Raw genomic sequence first — 16,973 nt, 5'->3', positions numbered from 1 at the left:
TGCCGGAAGGCAGTCCGTCGGACCCGGATCGATGAGGGCTCAGGCGTCGACGACGAGCAAGCCCATGTTGTTGTCGCCCGCAACAATATCAACCAATGGAGTGACCATGTACGAGCATGCGTGATCCGTCATGGCGATGTGCGCGGGGTCCGTCAGGCAGTGGGCCATCGCCAGGATGACATAGCGATGGCCAGGACTTGCAACAAAGCCGAAGTCCTTGAAGACGACCGACGTCTGGGCCGGGATGTTCTTCGCCGCGGATGGCGAGGGTAGGCACGGTGTCCAGGCCGCTGCGCCAATCTTCCAGTTCGGCGGAACCGGCTGGGCGGCAGGCCACTCGGCGAACCACACGCCGACCCGGACGTTCATCGCGGGCAACTGGCCGCGATTGCCGACCTCGACATCGATCTTGCCGACGTTCTTGCGCCACTTGATGCCGTGGTCCGGGTCGGCCTGCCATTTCGGCTTCTCATCCGCGGAATTGCGCTGCCAGTGAAGGGAGGTCGGCACGTAGCTGCCGGGACCGAAATTCACGGCGCTCGGAAAACCCACATCGGTGTCGAGCCTCCGGCTCTTGATGTAAATGTCGACCGGGTCGGGGGCTCCCGGCGCATTGCTGTCATACGCCGGCGGTGATCCGATGGCATGCAGGCCCTGCGCTTCGAAGGCCCAGCGAATGGCCTTGGTGGTGCAGCCGCCGACACGCGTGTACGGCTGCGGATGGCCTGCGGGATAGGTGGCGCTCCATGTGGAAGGAAAGCGATCCGCGTCGATGAGTGCCTTCTCCAGCTGGTCCGGCTTCATGGCCGGAACGACCTTCACGTCCCCGAGGATGTGCAGCGCCTGCATGATGAGAAAGCATGCATAGTGCGACGCCCGCAGGCGCGCCTCCTTGTCCGGCTTCGTGAGATCGTTGTTCAACACGGTATCGCCGCCGAGGCACCGGTAGAGCCTGAAGAGCGACGACGACAGGATCTGCTCGCTCCAGTAGCCCTTGCGCCTGGGATGCCGGCTTGCAGGCACCAGGGCAAGGCCCTTGTGCATCGCGCCGTACCAGCTCCACCCGTTGAGAACGCACCGGTCGTGCCTGCGGGGCAGGAATACCCAGGGGAAGGTCGCTCCGCGCCATGGCGAAGCGGCCGTGTCGTCCGCCAGCTCCGGATCGCCGACGATCGCCGCCAGTGCGTCACCGGGGCTGTGCGCGAAGCGCAGTTCCAGCTCGCCGGTGGAAGCCAGCGTGAGCACGTGGCCGAACTCGTGCCACATCCAGCGCTCGTCCGAGCCGATGCCCATCGGCAGTGCCGGCGATCGCTTGTCGCCCTGCTTCCAGAGCGCCCTTTCCCTATGGGCAGCGTCGGCCAGGGACAGATGCAGTTGCACGATCGGGAGACTGCTCGTGTCCACGCGCCCGATGACCTCGGGCGGCCAACCCAGCGGCAGGACGCGCGCATTGACGGACTGTCCATCCTTTCCCGGCCCCGGCGAGACGCCGGAGCGGTAGGCGATGTCGACCCTCTGGTTGATGAGCTGGAAGTAGGTCGTGGGATCGAGCCCATACGCGAGCATCCGCCTCAGGAGCTCCCGCCCATGCCAGAAGCCCTGGACCGCGGAGGCCACGTTGCTGCGGATCGGCGGGCCACCGCCAGGCAAGTCGACTTTCAACGGAGGCGCGAGGCCGAAGTCCGCCCTCACGAAACGCTGGGACGGCAAGACCCGGAGATGGGTGCCGAACTCCAGCGGCGGCTTTGCAGTCCCGCCCTTGAATGCATCGGTTCGATGGGCGTCGAGTGCCGGTTCGTCTCTTCTCGGCCGGCAGTCGCGCTCGGGCGGTGGAACGTGCTCGAACAGGCGCGCATCGCCGGCGGCATCTGCGATGAGGGGGCTCTGGAAGATAAGCGCATCGGTGCTTTGCAGGTCGTAAAGCTCCCCGATGCTCACGGCAGAGACCGCGTACGGAATCTCGACGCCATCCAGGCCGCGCCGCACCCCGATCCCCTGTCGCTCCACCTGGACCAGGCCGCCGTCGAGGTTCGCGATGCGGACCCCGCGCAGCCGGACCGAACCTTCGTCCAGGCCCGCGAGCACGGCCATCCTGTCGGCAAGCTCGGCACTGAACAGGAAACGCCGCGTCCGCTCGATATCGATCGCTTCGATCCGCAAAGGATCGGAGCTGTATCGCCCGAAGGGCAGCGTCGCGGTCAGCCCGATGATGGAAACCAGGAACCGGCCTTCGACCTCGCGCCAGCGAAGGGCCACGCGCAAGCCGAACTCCGAGCCGATGAAACCCTCGGGCCCGATGCGCTCGGCGGCGAACAGGATGACCAGGTGATCATTTTTGACGGAAGCGTCAAGCGAACGCAGGGGCAGGTGGATCGCGTCCTTTCCGCGGGCCTCCAGGTCCATCCAGCCGAAGTGAATCTCGCTGTTGTGCCTCCCTGGCGCCAGCGCATCCGTCCAACCCGCCTCGAGCTCGAATCCCGGTTCGATGTCGAGTTCGGTGGCGGCAACGATATAGTGATAGGCGACTTCGCGCAGCACGTCCTCGTCGATGTGGGTGACCGACTCGAAATAGGGTGCGGCGGGATGACTCAGGAGGACAACGACGGGTCCGTCATCCCCGGTTTCCCATCTCTGGCTCTCGACCGACTCGGGTGGAGGATTCCACTTGGAGTCCTCGGGTGTTCGATCGTCGTCCTCGCCGTCCTTGGCCATGGGTTGCCTCCGATGCTTCGAAGCTGATCAGGTCGAAAGCCTCATGGCGCGAAGGGAGCCCACTCGGAGGCCGCGTGCCGGAGCACCGCATTGAGGCTGGGGCAATTGATCTGGATATCACCCGAAGGATGAAGCATCGCCTTCGCCATGCCGGCAGCCAGGTGGCGTCCCGCCGATGAATCGGAGGGATAGTGCACGCCGAGGCGTTCGCGGTTCTTTGCGACGCGATCGGCAAGCCAGAGCAAGGGCGACTCGACCGGTGTCGTGCCGGCCAGCGGATTGGCGCCCGCGACGTAGGGAACAAACGTCCCTATTTGTGCTGTGGGGGAAGAACCGCTGGCCGTCGGCGTGAAGATGCCATAGCGCTGGTACAGCGGCTTGATCTCGAGCAGAAAGAGCGCAGCCAGATGCCCGAGCGTGGCATGGCCACTGGGAAAAGCGGGATGCGCCGGAGGCCCGAATGGCGGAAGAAGCCCCGGAGCAAGAACCGATGGCCGGACCCGCTTGAAGACGCTCTTCCATCGCATGTAGGCCACGTTGCTGATGGCCATGGCGCAGTTGATCAGCTCCACCGTCCATGGATACCGGTCCTGCGAAGCGCCGATGAACGCCAGGATGTATGCCGGCAGCCCATCGGCCTGCGCTTCGATCTCGGCGAGATAGCGTTCGCGGTCGTCCTGCATGTACTGCCGCATCTGTTCGAGTTCCGGCAGGATCGCCGCGGTGCCGACCTTGTCGGACATCCACTTCAGATCGCCGTCTTCAAGCCATTTGTTGGCGAGCAGCGTTGCCCTCGTCGGGCTCGCGTCCCACTTGCCGCATTGCGATGCGAACTCCCTGGCGGCAAGGATCGATGGCTTGAGCGGGTAGTCGACCGTCTTGAGCCATTCGCCGAGTTGCGGATCGAAGGGCAATGTCCAGAATCGAAGAGCGGGATCCCAGTCGTCGGTCGTCCACTCGAGATCAGGAGTGCCGCCACCGGGATACGGATTGACGATGTAAGGCGGGAACGAGGGTTCGCCGGCGTCATTCGGCGTGATGTCCAGCGACCAGGGTCTGAAGCCAAGATTAAGGGGGGTTGCGTAGTAGCTTCGGTAGACGCCGATGCCTGCACCTGCACCTGCACCTGCACCCGCCCCGGCACCTGCGCCCGCCCCGGCCCCGGCACCCGCACCCGCTCCCGCTCCCGCTCCCGCTCCCGCTCCCGCTCCCGCACCAGCACCAGCACCAGCACCAGCACCAGCACCCGCTCCTGCTCCTGCTCCCGCCCCGGCGCCAGCTCCGGCACCTGCACCAGCACCAGCCCCCGCTCCTGCCCCAGTCGCTGCACCCATGGCGCACTCCTTGGTTTTTTATTGAGGAACGAGTAATACCACTTTTGTATTCAACCCGGCAAGCCCGCAGCCCGCAGGCCCTCACCCATGCGGATGAGGTCCTCCGGGCGACGCAACGGATACCAGTCAAGAAACTTTCCAACTTGGAACGTCGGCTCGATCGCAAGCAGCTGGGCGGCGACAGCGCGTGCGCCCTCTTCATCGCCAGAGAGTGCGAGGCTCGCCGTGAGGATGCGCAAGGCTGGCCTGAAATTCGGGTTGGCACGGCTGGCCTTGCGGGTCCATGCAATCGCCTCGGTATAGCGGGCAGCAACGAACTCCGAAATCCCGGCAACGATCCAGAAGTAGAAGTTCAGCGGGTCGTAGGGGTTGAGCCGCCAGTGGTTCTGCAGACGCTCGAGTGCATCGTCGGGATCGCCCAGATAGGCGCGCGTCAACGCACTCAGTCCCCAGGCGAACGCCGAGTTCTCGTCCAGCGCAAGGGCCCGATCGAAGAGGTCGTTCGCGTAGTCGAGGTTCTTCAGCATGAAGGCCTGGAGCTGCGCTGCGACGCAGATCACAAAGGGGTCATCCGGATCGAGTTCGAGCGCGCGCTCGGAAGCGGCGACCGCAAGCTTGCGATCTGCCTGAGGATCCAGCGAGCGGGACTCCCCGAGGACGAAATTGAGGCGCCACGCCTTGTAGGCATAGGCCTGGGCATAGCCGGGATCGAGTGCGATGGAGCGCTCGATCAACTCGCCGGTCTCACGGAAGCTGTCGTCGGTGAACTTGTAGAGCCTCGACATCGCCTTCAGGAGGCAGTCGTACGCGTCGAGGCTCTCGGTGGGTCTCTCGCCCGCGCGCGCGGCCTCCACCGCCTGCAGCCTGGGCTCCAGCGAGCCGATCACGCTGGCAGCGATGCGATCCTGGAAATCGAACACTTCATCGTTGCTGCCATCGAAGCGCTGGGTCCACACGACACGGTTTCCCGTCACATCCAGAAGATCCACCTTGATGCGCAGCTTCTCGCTCTGGCGCCACACGCTGCCGTCGAGCAGGTAGCGGACGTCGAGTTCCGCGGCGATCTGTCGCAGGTCCGAGTTGCTGCCGCGATCCGCGTAGCGCAGCGTCGAGTTGCGCGCGATGACGTACATGGTCCGGCTCCGGGACAGCCCGGTGATCACCTCATCGGTGATGCCTTCGCCGAAGTAGGCGTCCTCCGCATTCCCATTCACGGTGCGAAACGGCAGGACAGCCAGCGTGGGACGGGACAACCACTGAAGATGCGGCTGGGGCAGAAGAGTCTTCGCGCCATCGAGCCAGTCGATCTCGAACGCCCGTACCGGCGAGGAGATGTTCTTCATCGCGGGCGTGCCCAGGTCGCGAAACTTCACGGGAAGCCGGTTCAAGACAAGGTCGCGGACCCGGGCCGTCACGACGATTTGACCTGGGGCTCCGGCTTGATGGATCCGCGCGGCGATGTTCACGCCATCGCCCTGGAGGATTCCGTCGTCGTCGATGAGATCGTCGACGTTGATGCCCACGCGCAGCTTCAAGGCCGAAGGGTCCGTGGAGTGGATGGCCTGCTGCACTCGCTGCGTCTGGGCCGCCCACCTGACGGCGTTGACGGCGCTCGCGAATTCAATCAGCACTGCGTCGCCCGCGATTTCCGCGATGCGGCCCCCGTGCCGCAGCATCAGTGGCTCGATGACTTCCATCCGCAAGGTCTTCCAGCGTCGGACCGCGTCAACGTCGTTGGCGGCAATGAGGCGGGAATAGCCTGCGACATCGGCGAACGCGACCGCCGCCAATCGCCGGTTCAGGGCGAGCGGGCCATCGATTGCATCCAGAGCTTCTTCGTCCGAATTTGCCATGTCCTCGCCCAGTGGGTTGGCGAGAGTATGGGCATTCGGCAGAAGTCGCACAAGAAGTTTGAGACCGGGCCGGCATTGGGCCAATGCCGCCACATTTGTTACTCCCCTCTTTCGAGTCCCGGGGCCAAACTGTCTCCACGGCCCACCGCGAGCGATGCGCAGCCCATGGCATCAGGCTCCGGCGACGAGGCCCGGACCCCACTCATCAGGAGATTTCAGCCATGACCTCATCCACCGGGATGCCAACACCTACCGTCGTGTCGCCGCAGGCGTGGGAGGCGGCCCGCGAGCAATTGCTCGTGAAGGAAAAGGCCCAGACCCGCGCGCGTGATGCCTTGGCCGCCGAGCGACGGCGGATGCCATGGATGGCCGTGGAGTCGGCCTATGCATTCGAGGGGCCTGCGGGCAAGGCCAGCCTGCATGACCTGTTCGACGGCCGGCGACAGTTGATCGTCTACCGCGCCTTCTTCGAGCCGGGCGCGTTCGGCTGGCCCGAGCACGCCTGCCGCGGCTGCTCCATGGTGGCCGACCAGGTCGCTCACGTCGCACACCTGAACGCCCGCGACACGACCCTTGTCTTCGTCTCGCGTGCGTCCCAGCCGGACATCGCAAGGCTGAAGGCGCGGATGGGCTGGGAGATGCCGTGGTTCACGCTCACTGACCGCTTCGACGCCGACTTCGGCGTGGACGAGTGGCATGGCACGAACGTGTTCTACCGGGACGGCGACCGCGTGTTCCGCACCTACTTCATCAACAACCGCGGCGACGAGCAGATGGGAGGCACCTGGAACTACCTCGACATCACACCGCTGGGCCGGCAGGAGGTCTGGGAAGACTCGCCGGAGGGCTATCCCCAGACGCCGACCTACAAGTGGTGGAACTGGCACGACAACTACGCCGCCGAGGCAGCGCCGGACAAGAAGTGGGTCGAGGTGTCGGACGCCGGCGAGGCGGCGTTCCGGAACGAACAGCCGGGCGCGAAGCCCTGAGCCCTGCCGGCTCCGACAACACAGCGTAGGACGCCGGCCACTGCCCTTCGAGCCAAATGCTGCGGCGCCGCATCGAGGCCGGCAGTCAAGCTGCGCATGCGGCCATTGGTCGACAGGAGATTCCCGTGAGCAATCCTTGGACCAGGAAGAACCCGTTGATGAGCATGTGGCTCAGTTCGGCCAACCGGGTGATCGGCTCGGCTCGCGCCCAGGCGACCGGCGCTGCCAAGCGCCAGGCCGCGGCAACGCAAGCCGATGCGATGAAGCAGATCGTGGATTTCTGGAGCGGCAAACCCGCGAAGGCACCCGCCAGGAAAAGAACGCGCCGCTGAATGCCCCGACGCAAGAAAGCCGCGTGGGCCGGAATCTTCGCCCGCAGCGTTGCGGCGATCACGCGCAACACCCTGCGCGCGAACTCGCGAGCCCTCCAGGAGGTCGTCAAGCCGGCGCTCGACAAGCAGCGCCCGCCTGCGGGTGCGGGGCAATGGATTTCCGGCGTTGCGATGGGTGCAGCCGGGGTGCGGCGCTTCCGGCTCTACCGGCCGCCCGGCATCCGCTTCGGCGAACGCGTGCCGCTGATGGTGATGCTGCATGGCTGCTCGCAGGATGCGAAGAGCTTCGCGACCAGCACGCGCATGAACCGCGTGGCGGCGCGCGAGCGATTCCTCGTGCTGTACCCGGAGCAGGATCGCATGTCGAACGCCCAGGGCTGCTGGAACTGGTTCGACACCACTGCCGGACGCGCCTACGGCGAAGTGGCGCTCATCATGAAGGCCATCGACCAGGTCTGCCTGATGTACCCGGTGGACCGCACGCGCGTGGCGGTCGCGGGCCTCTCGGCCGGCGCCAGCATGGCGGCGCTGGTGGTCAGCCGGCATCCGGAGCGCTTCAGGGCCGTCGTGATGCATTCGGGCATCCCGCCCGGCACTGCGCATTCGCCGCTGTCCGCGCTGGGCGCCATGCATGGCCATCGGGCCACGAAGCCGTTGCTCGCCACCCCTGCAGCCATGGCCATGTCCTGGCCTCCGTTGATGGTCATCCACGGCGGACTGGATCGCATCGTCGCCGCCAGCAATGGCCAAGCGGCCGCGCAGGCATGGGCCGATGCCGCCGGCGCAACGGCCGGCACCGGGCGCAGCGTGCAGCGCGGCAGCCGCTATCCGACGACCGTGACGGACTTCAAGCGCAAGGGCAGCACAGTCGCCACGCTGGTCGAGATTGCCCGGCTGGGGCACGCCTGGAGCGGCGGCGCTGCGAAGCAGCCTTTCAGCGACGGCCGTGGCCCCGATGCATCGCGCATGGTGTGGGGCTTCGTGTCCAGGCAGTTTCGCAACTGAGATTCGGTCCGCGTCGAAACCCTCCTACCCGGATGGGGCTTCGGCGCCCACGGCCTTCTCTTGATCGGGGAACTAGCCTGAGGCCAACAAGAATAGGGATTCGTCATGCCCCTCTCCGTTTTCCTCGTCGAAGACAACCAGAAGATCCGCGACAACCTGATCCCCGCTCTCGCGGATCTCGGCTCCGCGAGCGTCATGGCCACCGCGGAATCCGAAGACGAAGCGATCCGCTGGCTGGCAAAGCACAAGGGCCAATGGGATCTCGCCGTCGTCGACTTCTTCCTGAAGCAGGGCACCGGCGTCGGCGTCGTCCAGTGGTGCAACGGGCGCGAGCCCAATCAGCGCGTGGTCGTGCTCACCAACTATCCGACACAGGCCACACGCATTGCATGCAAGGATGCCGGCGCAGACCGCGTGTTCGACAAGTCCACGGAGCTCGAAGAATTCTTCGAGTACTGCCTGAGCTGGCACCGCGGTCCGCAGTGACGGCCCCTGCCGTCGTCACGACCCCGGCTGCGCGTACGCTTCCTCGAAGAAGTAGTCCTTCCACGAGTTCGCCTTGTTCCTCACGACGCCCAGCTTCTGCAGCTCTTCGGCATAGACGAAGGTGCGGTGAGGCGACACGGTGAAATCGTTCTCCGGATCTTCGACGATGCGTCGCACGAGCTCTGGCGCGAGCCTGGATTTCTGCACGCGGATGAAGATGTCCGCGGCCTTGGCCTTGTCGGCCTTGATGATCTCCGAGGCCTCGACCAGCGCCGCGTAGAACGCCTTGTAGGTCTTGGGGTTCTCATCGTGGAACTTCTGCGTGGTGTAGAGCACGTTGAAGGTGGCCGGCCCGCCGAGGATGTCGTAGGAGCTGATCAGCTTGTGGACGTTCTTGTTGGCCGCCAGTGCCTGGTAGTAGAACGGCGCGCTCGAGAAATGCGTGTTGATCTCCGAGCCGCCCGCGATCAGCGCCGCGGTGGCCTCGGGATGCGGCAGGCTCACCGAGATGTTGTCGAAGCGCTTGTAGTCGTCCTTGCCGAAGACGCGCGCAGTCTCGATCTGCAGGGTGCGCGACTGAAAGCCGACACCCGCCGCCGGCACCGCGATCCGGTCCTTCTCGCCGAGGTCCTTGATCGTCTTCACGGCGGGACTGTTCGACAACAGGTAGTTGGGCAGCGAGCCCAATGCCGCCACGGCCTTGACGTTCTGCCTGCCTCGCGTCCGGTCCCAGAGCGTGAGCATCGGCGGCACGCCTGCCGACACCACGTCGAGCGAGCCGGCGAGCAGCGCCTCGTTCATGCCGGTGGAGCCCGAGATGCTGGCCCATTCGACCTGGATGTCGATGCCCTGCTGCCTGCCGTGCTTCTCGATCAGTTGCTGGTCCCGCGCCACGTCGAGGATCAGGTAGCCGATGCCGAACTGCTGGGCGATGCTGATCTTGCCCTCGGCATGGGCGGCCAGCGGTGCCTGGCCCAGAAAGGCAGCAGCGCACACGGCGAGCGCGCGCGCAAGGATGGATGAACGCATGTCAATGGCCTTTTCGATGAACGGGACGCGCAAGCCCGAGGTGTTCGCGCAGGGTCGTGCCCTCGTATTCGGTGCGGAACAGTCCCCGCCGCCGGAGTTCGGGAATCACGAGATCGGCGAAGTCCTTCAGGCCGTGCGGCAGCGTGGGCGCCAGCACATTGAAGCCGTCGGCCGCGCCAGTGGTGAACCAGTGTTCGAGCTGGTCCGCGATCGACTCCGCGGTGCCGACGAGGGTCCAGTGCCCGCGTGCGCCCGCGACCTTTTCGTAGAGCTGGCGGATCGACAGCTGGTCCCGCTTCGCCATCCCCGCGAACAGTTCCTGGCGGCTCCTCCAGCCCTCGGTCACCGGCAGGTCCTGCGGAAACGGTCCGTCGATGTCGTAGCCCGTGAGATCGACATTGCCGAGGAAGGTGGACAGCAGGCCGACGCCGAGCACCGGGTCGATCAGCGCCTGGAGCTGGTCGAACTTGTCCTGCGCCTCCTGCTGGCTGCGCCCCACGAAGGGCGAGATGCCCGGCAGGATCTTCAGCTGATCGGGCGTGCGGCCGTGGGCCGCCAGCCGCGCCTTGAGGCCGCTGTAGAACGCCCTCGCCTCCTGCGCGCTCTGCTGGGCCGTGAACACCACCTCGGCAGTCGCCGCTGCGAGTTCCTGCCCGTCGCCGGAAGAGCCGGCCTGCACCAGCACCGGATAGCCCTGGGGCGCGCGCGGCGTCTGCAGCGCGCCATGCACCTTGTAGTGCTCGCCCTCGTGTGCGACGCGATGCAGTCTGGCGGTGTCGAAGAAGCGGTTGGCCGCCTTGTCGTGGATGAAGGCATCGTCTTCCCAGCTGTCCCACAGGCCTTTGACGATCTTCACGTACTCGTGGGCACGCGCATAGCGGTGCGCATGGCCGAGTTGCTGGTCCAGGCCGAAGCTGCGCGCCTCGAAATCGCTGCCGGAAGTCACCAGGTTCCAGCCGCTGCGGCCGTGGCTGACCTGGTCGAGCGACGCGTACTTGCGCGCCAGGTGAAAGGGCGGCAGGTAGGTGGACGACACGGTCGCCACCAGCCCGATGTGCGTGGTGGACTGCGACAGCGCCGCAAGCGTGATCAGCGGGTCGAGCGGATACCACAGCGCGTTCTTCGCCACCACGGCATCCGGCGGCCCCGGCAGGCCCACGTTGTCGGCGAAGAAGATGGCGTCGAACCGGGCCTCTTCCGCGATGCGCGTCCACTCCTTCAGCGACTCGATGCGGCTGGCCGCGCCCGGATCGACATCCGGATGACGCCATGCCGCGAGATGATGACCGACGCCGAAGAAGAAGGCGCCGAGGTGCATCCGCCTTTGCGTCGCGCTCATCGGGCTTGAAGGCCAGGCGTCGGATGCGGCTCCGTGGTGCGGGGCGGCGTGCTCATGGCTTTTCCACCACGACCGCGTCGCTGATCTTGATCGCCTTCGGGATGAGCTTCAGCTCGAAGAAGGTGTCGGCGATCTTCTGCTGGTCGGCCGCGACGGCTGCGGTGATCGGCTTGACGTTGAATTCATAGCGGCGCAGCGCGAGCTCGACCACATCGACCGGCAGGCCCTGCAGCGGCGCAATGAGCTCTGCCGCCTGGCGCAGGTTCTTCTTGAGCCAGATGCCTTGCGCGACGGAGTCCTCGAACAGCGCCTCGATGACCTTCGGGTTCTTCGTGACGAAGCCGCGCTCGCCCAGGTAGTACTGGTAGTTGTTGACCACGTCGGGCGCGCCGTCGGCGAGCACGCGGGCGCTGGTGGCCTTCTCGGCGGCGGCCTGGAACGGATCCCAGATGACCCAGGCATCGACGTTCTTGCTCTCGAAGGCGGCACGGCCATCGGCCGGCGCCAGGTACACGGGCTGGATGTCGCTGAGCTTCAGGCCGTTCTTCTCGAGTTGCTTCACGAGCAGGTAGTGCACGTTGCTGCCCTTGTTGAGCGCCACCTTCTTGCCCTTGAGGTCGGCCACCGACCTGATCGGGGAGTCCTTGGTGACGAGGATGGCCTCGGCGCGCGGCGCGGCCGGGTCGTAGCCGAAGTAGACGAAGCGCGCGCCCGCTGCTTGCGCAAAGATGGGGGGCGCCTCGCCCACATAGCCGACGTCGACCGCACCGACGTTGAGGCCTTCGAGCAGTTGCGGGCCGGCCGGGAACTCGACCCACTTCACGCCGAAGCCGAGCGGCGCGAGTTTCTTCTCCAGCGAGCCTTGCGCCTTCTGGAGCACGAAGAGACTGGCCGACTTCTGATAGCCGATGCGAAGCTCGCCCTTGCCGGCTTGCGCATGGGCCGGCGTCGCGGCGAGCAGGCCGGCCAGCAGCGCGGCGGCACCAACGAGCAGCGCGCTGAGCGCGAGGTCGCGCAACGATCGCCGGGCGGAGGTCGAAAGAGAAAGCATGAAAGTCCTGGAATCGGCAATGGAGACGGCCGCGATTTTCAGGAGCGCCATGCGGAAGTGGAACGACCGTTAAGTCAGCTGCATATAGCCAAATCAACCGACGGCTCGCGGCACCGGCCACGCAGGCGAGCGGCACCGCGAAGGTCCGCCGGTCCGCAGGATCGCCAACGCTCCCCTACTGCCGCGCCATCGCGATGCGGATGGCCTCTTCCGGCGAGATCAAGTGATCCACGCTTTCGGCGGCCTCGGCAATGTCGAGCTGCACCCCCATGACGCGCCCGTTGAAGGCATTGCCCTGAGGGCCATAGTCCGGTGAGACGGGGGCGCCGCTGTCCTCGCCTACGTCGCAGCCGTCGTCAGCGGAGAAGACCATGGACTGGGTCATGGGGATCGCCCCTTCGCCGACCTTCTTGCCATCGACGAAGAGCGTCGCCTGTCCCCCCTTGCCGAGCCCGCCGCCCGCGTAGGCGAATTCCATGCGCACCTGGTGCCTCCCGGCCGGGAGTGCTTCAGCGGACTCGACGAAGTAGTGGTTCACGCCCGCCACGTTGTAGCAATACTTGAGCTTGCCCTTGTTCGCGTAGAAGCTCCAGCCGCCGATGTTGGCGCCTTGCGCAATGATCACGCCTTGCGCCCCTGTATCCGGCACCTCGATCTCGGCGGTGACCGAATGGGACTTGTTCTTGACGTTGATAACGCAGTTCTCCGACAGGCGGCCCATGCCGCCGAACAGGAGCTGGTTGTTGCCCCTGATCAGCACCGGCCGCCCGGCGGTGTCGGGGTTCATCTTCTCGACGACCCGGTCGTCCAGCGGCAGGACCTTGTAGCGCGCCGCCTCGATGAGCCACAGGCGCTGCAGCGCGTGGAGCTTGTCCGGCATCTGCTTCGACAGATCCCTGGCCTGGCTCCAGTCCGTCGTCGTGTCGTAGAGCTCCCAGACATCGTCGTCGAACGGAACGGTCTTGCGGCCCACCAGGACCCACGGCGTGCCGTGCTTGGTGACCGCGGTCCAGCCCTTGTGATAGATGCCGCGGTTGCCGAACATCTCGAAGTACTGGGTCTCGTGCCGTTCGCCGGCCTTCGCGTCGTTGAACGCATAGAGCATGCTGACGCCTTCGAGCGGGTCCTGCGGCACGCCATTCACGGCGACAGGCTCCGGCAGGCCCGCCGCTTCGAGAATCGTCGGCGCGATGTCGATCACGTGATGGAACTGCGAGCGCAACTCGCCCTTGGCGTCGATCCCGTTCGGCCAATGGACGATGGTGCCGTTGCGCGTCCCGCCCCAATGGGAAGCGACCTGCTTGGTCCACTGATAGGGCGTGTTCATCGCATGCGCCCAGCCCACCGCATAGTGGTTGTACGACTCCGGACCGCCCAGCTTGTCGTACCGCTCCATGAGGAACTCCGGCGTCTCCAGTGCCGCCAGCCCGTTGAAGTTGGCCATCTCGTTGTAGGCGCCGTTCAGCGTGCCCTCGGCGGACGCCCCGTTGTCGCCGACGATGTAGTAGACGAGTGTCTCGTCGAGGATGTCGAGCTTCCGGAGGTAGTCCAGTAGCCGGCCCACGTGATGGTCGGTGAACTCCATGAACCCCGCATAGACCTCCATCTGCCGGCGCAGGATGGGCTTGAGCGCGTCGGGCATGGCGTCCCACGCCGGGATCTCCTCGTGGCGCGCGGTCAGTTCGCAGTCTGGCGGTATGACGCCCCGCGCCTTCTGGCGCGCCCACGTCTCCTCGCGCAGCTTGTCCCAGCCCTGGTCGAACTTGCCCTTGTACTTGTCCGCCCACTCCTTGGGCACGTGGTGGGGTGCATGGGTGGCGCCGGGCGCGAAGTAGGTGAAGAACGGCTTGTCCGGTGCGAGCGCCTTTTGCTGCGCGATCCAGGCGATGGCCTTGTCGGTCATGTCTTCCATCAGGTGGTAGCCCTGCTCGGGCGTCTTCTTCGCTTCGACCGGCGAGGTGCCCTCGTACAGCGACGGGTACCACTGGTTGGCTTCGCCGCCGATGAAGCCGTAGAAGTACTCGAAGCCTCCGCCCCCGGTCGGCCACGCATCAAAGGGCCCGACCGAACTCGTCTCCCATACCGGCACCTCGTGGCACTTGCCGAACTGCGCGGTGGAGTAGCCATTGAGCTTCAGCGTCCGCGCCAGCGGCGACATGGAGTTGGGCAACACCGAGCTGTAGCCCGGCGCGCCGGTGGCAATCTCCGTGATCCCGCCCATGCCGCAGGAGTGGTGGTTGCGGCCGGTCAACAGGGCCTGCCGGGTCGGCGAGCAGAGCGCGGTGGTGTGAAAGCGGTTGAACTTCAGGCCGCCCGCTGCCAGCCTCTCGGCATTCGGCGTCTGGCAAGGACCGCCGAACGCACTGGACGACCCGAAGCCCGCATCGTCGATGAGCACGATCAGCACATTGGGCGCCCCCTTGGGCGGACGCAGCTGGTCGATCGGCGGAAACCGGGTGTCCGGGTCTTTCGCGTCGTAGGTGACGAGCCCGGGTCTCGATGTGTTGCGGATCGGGAGATGGGTGCGGATCTTCCCATCGTCCGAAGCGCGGGGCTTCGGCTTGGCTGGATTGCTCACGAGCTTCTCCTCGGTTGAATCGGTGGAGCAGATGCACATCGCCAGCGCGCTCCCCGAACCGTTATGCCTCCCCCTCGAGTGCCGCCTTTCGGGGGAACTTCGAAGCCTACTCGGAACGCCGTCGGAGCGCCACAGGAGCCCGCGCTTCGCGCGCAGGCGCACCGCTCAAAGGAACTGGAAGACGATGCCGAGGAACATGAGCAGGCCCGCGACCGACATGACCACGGCGATCACGAACGAGGGCTGCCAGAGCCGGAACACCTTGCTCTGGCGCAGGCCCTTGAGCCGGTACCAGTACTCGATGGTGCCGATCAGGATTGCCACCGTGCCCAGACCCGTCAGGAAGAGTCCGACGTTGCGCGCCATGTTGACGTTGTGCGCGTGGCCGCCCTGCTCCTGGAATCCTTCGATGATCTTGTAGATGGTGAAACCGAAGCTGATCATCGACAGGCCGGTGCGGACCCAGGCCATCAGCGAGCGGTCGGCGGCCATCAGCGTGCGGTCGACCGCCAGGTCGGTGCGCTCCTGGGCCAACTCGTTGGATGTCTTCTCCCTGGGCGCGGCAGGCACGGGAGGGGGGATGGAAGGCATGTCGTTCAGGAGGAGTTCTGCCGCCACTATGCATGCTTGCGTGGCCTGCGTCCATGGCCCCTGGGGCCATATCCAAGCGCGCATTGTTCTGTCAGCATGCGCTGGCGCGCATCCGCACCAACTGGAGAGACCATGGCTAACAGGCTCCCGAACATCGTCATGATCATGGCCGACGATGTCGGCATCTGGAATCTCAGTGCCTATCACCGCGGAATGATGGGCGGCCGCACCCCGAACATCGACCGCATCGCGGACGAAGGCGCGCTGTTCACCGACTACTACGGTCAGCAGTCCTGCACCGCGGGGCGGGCTGCCTTCATCCTGGGTCAGACGCCGTTTCGAACCGGCCTGTTGAAGGTCGGCATGCCCGCCGCCAGGCAAGGCCTGCAGGACAAGGACCCGACGATCGCCGAACTGCTCAAGCCCCTCGGCTACGCCACGGCGCAGATCGGGAAGAACCATCTGGGCGATCGCAACGAATACCTGCCCACGGTCCACGGCTTCGATGAGTTCTACGGCATCCTCTATCACCTGAATGCCATGGAAGAACCCTACGACGGCGAGTACCCGAAGATGCCGGGCTTCCACGAGCAGTTCGGCCCGCGCAACGTCATCGAATCCTTCGCCACCGACGTGGATGACCCCACCGAAGAGCCGCGCTGGGGAAGAGTCGGCAAGCAGAAGATCAACGATGCCGGGCCGCTGCCTCCGCATCCGGGCATGGACCCGGCGGCGAGGTTCAACATGGAGGACGTCGACGCGGAACTCGTACGGCGTTCAGTCGATTTCATCGACCGCTCGGTGAAGGCCGGCAAGCCGTTCTTCCTCTGGCACAACTCCACGCGCTGCCACGTCTGGACGCACCTGTCGGACAAGTGGAAGGACAAGAGCGGCTTCGGCCTGTACGCCGACGCCATGATGGAACTGGACTGGGCCGTCGGCGAGATTCTTCGCAAGCTCGACGACGAAGGCATCGCGGACAACACCGTCGTCATGTTCACCAGCGACAACGGCGCAGAGATCTTCAGTTGGCCGGATGGCGGAAACCATCCCTTCCGCGGCGAGAAGGGCACGGTGTTCGAAGGCGGATTCCGCGTCCCCATGCTGGCGAGGTGGCCCGGCGTCATCAAGCCCGGCACCATCGTCAACGACATCATGGCGGCCGAGGACTGGCTGCCGACCCTGGTGGCCGCCGCCGGCGAGCCCGCGGTCAAGGAGAAGCTCCTCACCGGCTACAAGGCGGGCGAGAAAAGCTTCAGGAACCATCTCGACGGCTACAACTTCATGCCCTTCTTCAAGGGTGAAGCGCCGGGACCGCGTCACGAGTTCTTCTACTTCAGTGACAACGCCGACCTGATGGCGGTGCGCTACCAGGCCTGGAAGGTGAGCTTCAAGACCATCGAGGGCAATCTCTTCAACGGCAAGCCGGATTCGACGAACGTTCCGCTGGTGACCAATCTGCGCCAGGACCCGTGGGAGCGTTACCAGAGCGAAAGCCTTCTGTATGGCCGCTGGTGGGGCGAAAAGCTCTGGACGATGATTCCCGCGGTCGGCATCGTCGGGCAGTTCCTCGGCACCTTCAGGGACTACCCGCCAAGCCAGGTGTCGGGCTCGCTGAGCGTGGAAAAGGCACTACAACTCCTGCAGGCAGGAAGTCGCGGCAGCGGCACCTGA

General features: G+C 65.5%; 13 protein-coding genes. 5 read left to right on the top strand and 8 right to left on the bottom strand.

What is annotated here, in order from left to right:
• Positions 1–39: 39 nt before the first annotated feature.
• The 3 genes from QTH90_RS14070 to QTH90_RS14060 form a co-directional block, all read right to left on the bottom strand.
• The gene (locus QTH90_RS14070) at positions 40–2,712 is read right to left on the bottom strand and encodes a hypothetical protein (protein ID WP_286665163.1); all 2,673 of its coding nucleotides are present in this window, start codon (positions 2,710–2,712) and stop codon (positions 40–42) included.
• A 41-nt stretch (positions 2,713–2,753) separates the two neighbouring features.
• Positions 2,754–3,626: a phosphatase PAP2 family protein gene (locus QTH90_RS14065; protein WP_286665162.1), complete on the bottom strand. Its 873-nt coding sequence runs from the start codon at positions 3,624–3,626 to the stop codon at positions 2,754–2,756.
• Between the two features lie 470 nt (positions 3,627–4,096).
• Positions 4,097–5,899, bottom strand: coding sequence for an adenylate/guanylate cyclase domain-containing protein (locus QTH90_RS14060; protein WP_286665161.1), 1,803 nt, complete (start codon positions 5,897–5,899; stop codon positions 4,097–4,099).
• A 221-nt stretch (positions 5,900–6,120) separates the two neighbouring features.
• Here QTH90_RS14060 and QTH90_RS14055 point away from each other — a divergent pair, with 221 nt between their 5' ends.
• The 4 genes from QTH90_RS14055 (at position 6,121) to QTH90_RS14040 (ending at position 8,711) form a co-directional block, all read left to right on the top strand.
• A complete protein-coding gene (locus tag QTH90_RS14055; RefSeq protein WP_286665160.1) occupies positions 6,121–6,888 on the top strand; it encodes a DUF899 domain-containing protein in 768 nt (255 codons plus the stop codon).
• Between the two features lie 125 nt (positions 6,889–7,013).
• Entirely contained in the window at positions 7,014–7,220 is a 207-nt protein-coding gene (locus QTH90_RS14050; RefSeq protein ID WP_286665159.1) for a hypothetical protein, read from the top strand.
• Positions 7,221–8,225 carry an extracellular catalytic domain type 1 short-chain-length polyhydroxyalkanoate depolymerase gene (locus QTH90_RS14045; RefSeq protein ID WP_286665158.1) on the top strand — a complete coding sequence of 335 codons (1,005 nt, stop codon included), beginning with the start codon at positions 7,221–7,223 and terminating at the stop codon, positions 8,223–8,225.
• Positions 8,226–8,330: 105 nt separating this feature from the next.
• Entirely contained in the window at positions 8,331–8,711 is a 381-nt protein-coding gene (locus QTH90_RS14040; protein ID WP_286665157.1) for a response regulator, read from the top strand.
• Positions 8,712–8,726: 15 nt separating this feature from the next.
• On the opposite strand, the gene QTH90_RS14035 is transcribed toward QTH90_RS14040, so the two are convergent.
• The 5 genes from QTH90_RS14035 to QTH90_RS14015 form a co-directional block, all read right to left on the bottom strand.
• Positions 8,727–9,740 (bottom strand): ABC transporter substrate-binding protein, encoded by a 1,014-nt coding sequence (locus QTH90_RS14035; protein WP_286665156.1) that lies wholly within the window; start codon positions 9,738–9,740, stop codon positions 8,727–8,729.
• Between the two features lies 1 nt (position 9,741).
• Positions 9,742–11,079, bottom strand: coding sequence for an LLM class flavin-dependent oxidoreductase (locus tag QTH90_RS14030; protein WP_286665155.1), 1,338 nt, complete (start codon positions 11,077–11,079; stop codon positions 9,742–9,744).
• Positions 11,080–11,131: 52 nt separating this feature from the next.
• A complete protein-coding gene (locus QTH90_RS14025) occupies positions 11,132–12,130 on the bottom strand; it encodes a sulfonate ABC transporter substrate-binding protein (RefSeq protein ID WP_286665417.1) in 999 nt (332 codons plus the stop codon).
• Positions 12,131–12,305: 175 nt separating this feature from the next.
• Complete coding sequence (locus QTH90_RS14020) at positions 12,306–14,708, bottom strand: arylsulfatase (RefSeq protein WP_286665154.1); 2,403 nt, start codon at positions 14,706–14,708, stop codon at positions 12,306–12,308.
• A gap of 165 nt (positions 14,709–14,873) precedes the next feature.
• The gene (locus tag QTH90_RS14015; RefSeq protein ID WP_286665153.1) at positions 14,874–15,299 is read right to left on the bottom strand and encodes a YidH family protein; all 426 of its coding nucleotides are present in this window, start codon (positions 15,297–15,299) and stop codon (positions 14,874–14,876) included.
• A gap of 132 nt (positions 15,300–15,431) precedes the next feature.
• On the opposite strand from QTH90_RS14015, the gene QTH90_RS14010 reads away from it, so the two are divergent.
• A complete protein-coding gene (locus QTH90_RS14010) occupies positions 15,432–16,973 on the top strand; it encodes an arylsulfatase (RefSeq protein WP_286665152.1) in 1,542 nt (513 codons plus the stop codon).

The sequence above is a fragment of the Variovorax flavidus genome (assembly GCF_030317145.1).
In the GTDB taxonomy this organism is placed as follows: Bacteria; Pseudomonadota; Gammaproteobacteria; order Burkholderiales; family Burkholderiaceae_C; genus Variovorax; species Variovorax flavidus.
This window is presented reverse-complemented; position numbering and strand designations above follow the sequence as displayed.

Coding starts and splice junctions, on each gene's coding strand:
- QTH90_RS14070 (WP_286665163.1), bottom strand. CDS start 2,712: ATGGCCAAGGACGGCGAGGACGACGATCGAACACCCGAGGACTCCAAG.
- QTH90_RS14060 (WP_286665161.1), bottom strand. CDS start 5,899: ATGGCAAATTCGGACGAAGAAGCTCTGGATGCAATCGATGGCCCGCTC.
- QTH90_RS14055 (WP_286665160.1), top strand. CDS start 6,121: ATGACCTCATCCACCGGGATGCCAACACCTACCGTCGTGTCGCCGCAG.
- QTH90_RS14045 (WP_286665158.1), top strand. CDS start 7,221: ATGCCCCGACGCAAGAAAGCCGCGTGGGCCGGAATCTTCGCCCGCAGC.
- QTH90_RS14040 (WP_286665157.1), top strand. CDS start 8,331: ATGCCCCTCTCCGTTTTCCTCGTCGAAGACAACCAGAAGATCCGCGAC.
- QTH90_RS14035 (WP_286665156.1), bottom strand. CDS start 9,740: ATGCGTTCATCCATCCTTGCGCGCGCGCTCGCCGTGTGCGCTGCTGCC.
- QTH90_RS14030 (WP_286665155.1), bottom strand. CDS start 11,079: ATGAGCGCGACGCAAAGGCGGATGCACCTCGGCGCCTTCTTCTTCGGC.
- QTH90_RS14025 (WP_286665417.1), bottom strand. CDS start 12,130: ATGCTTTCTCTTTCGACCTCCGCCCGGCGATCGTTGCGCGACCTCGCG.
- QTH90_RS14015 (WP_286665153.1), bottom strand. CDS start 15,299: ATGCCTTCCATCCCCCCTCCCGTGCCTGCCGCGCCCAGGGAGAAGACA.
- QTH90_RS14010 (WP_286665152.1), top strand. CDS start 15,432: ATGGCTAACAGGCTCCCGAACATCGTCATGATCATGGCCGACGATGTC.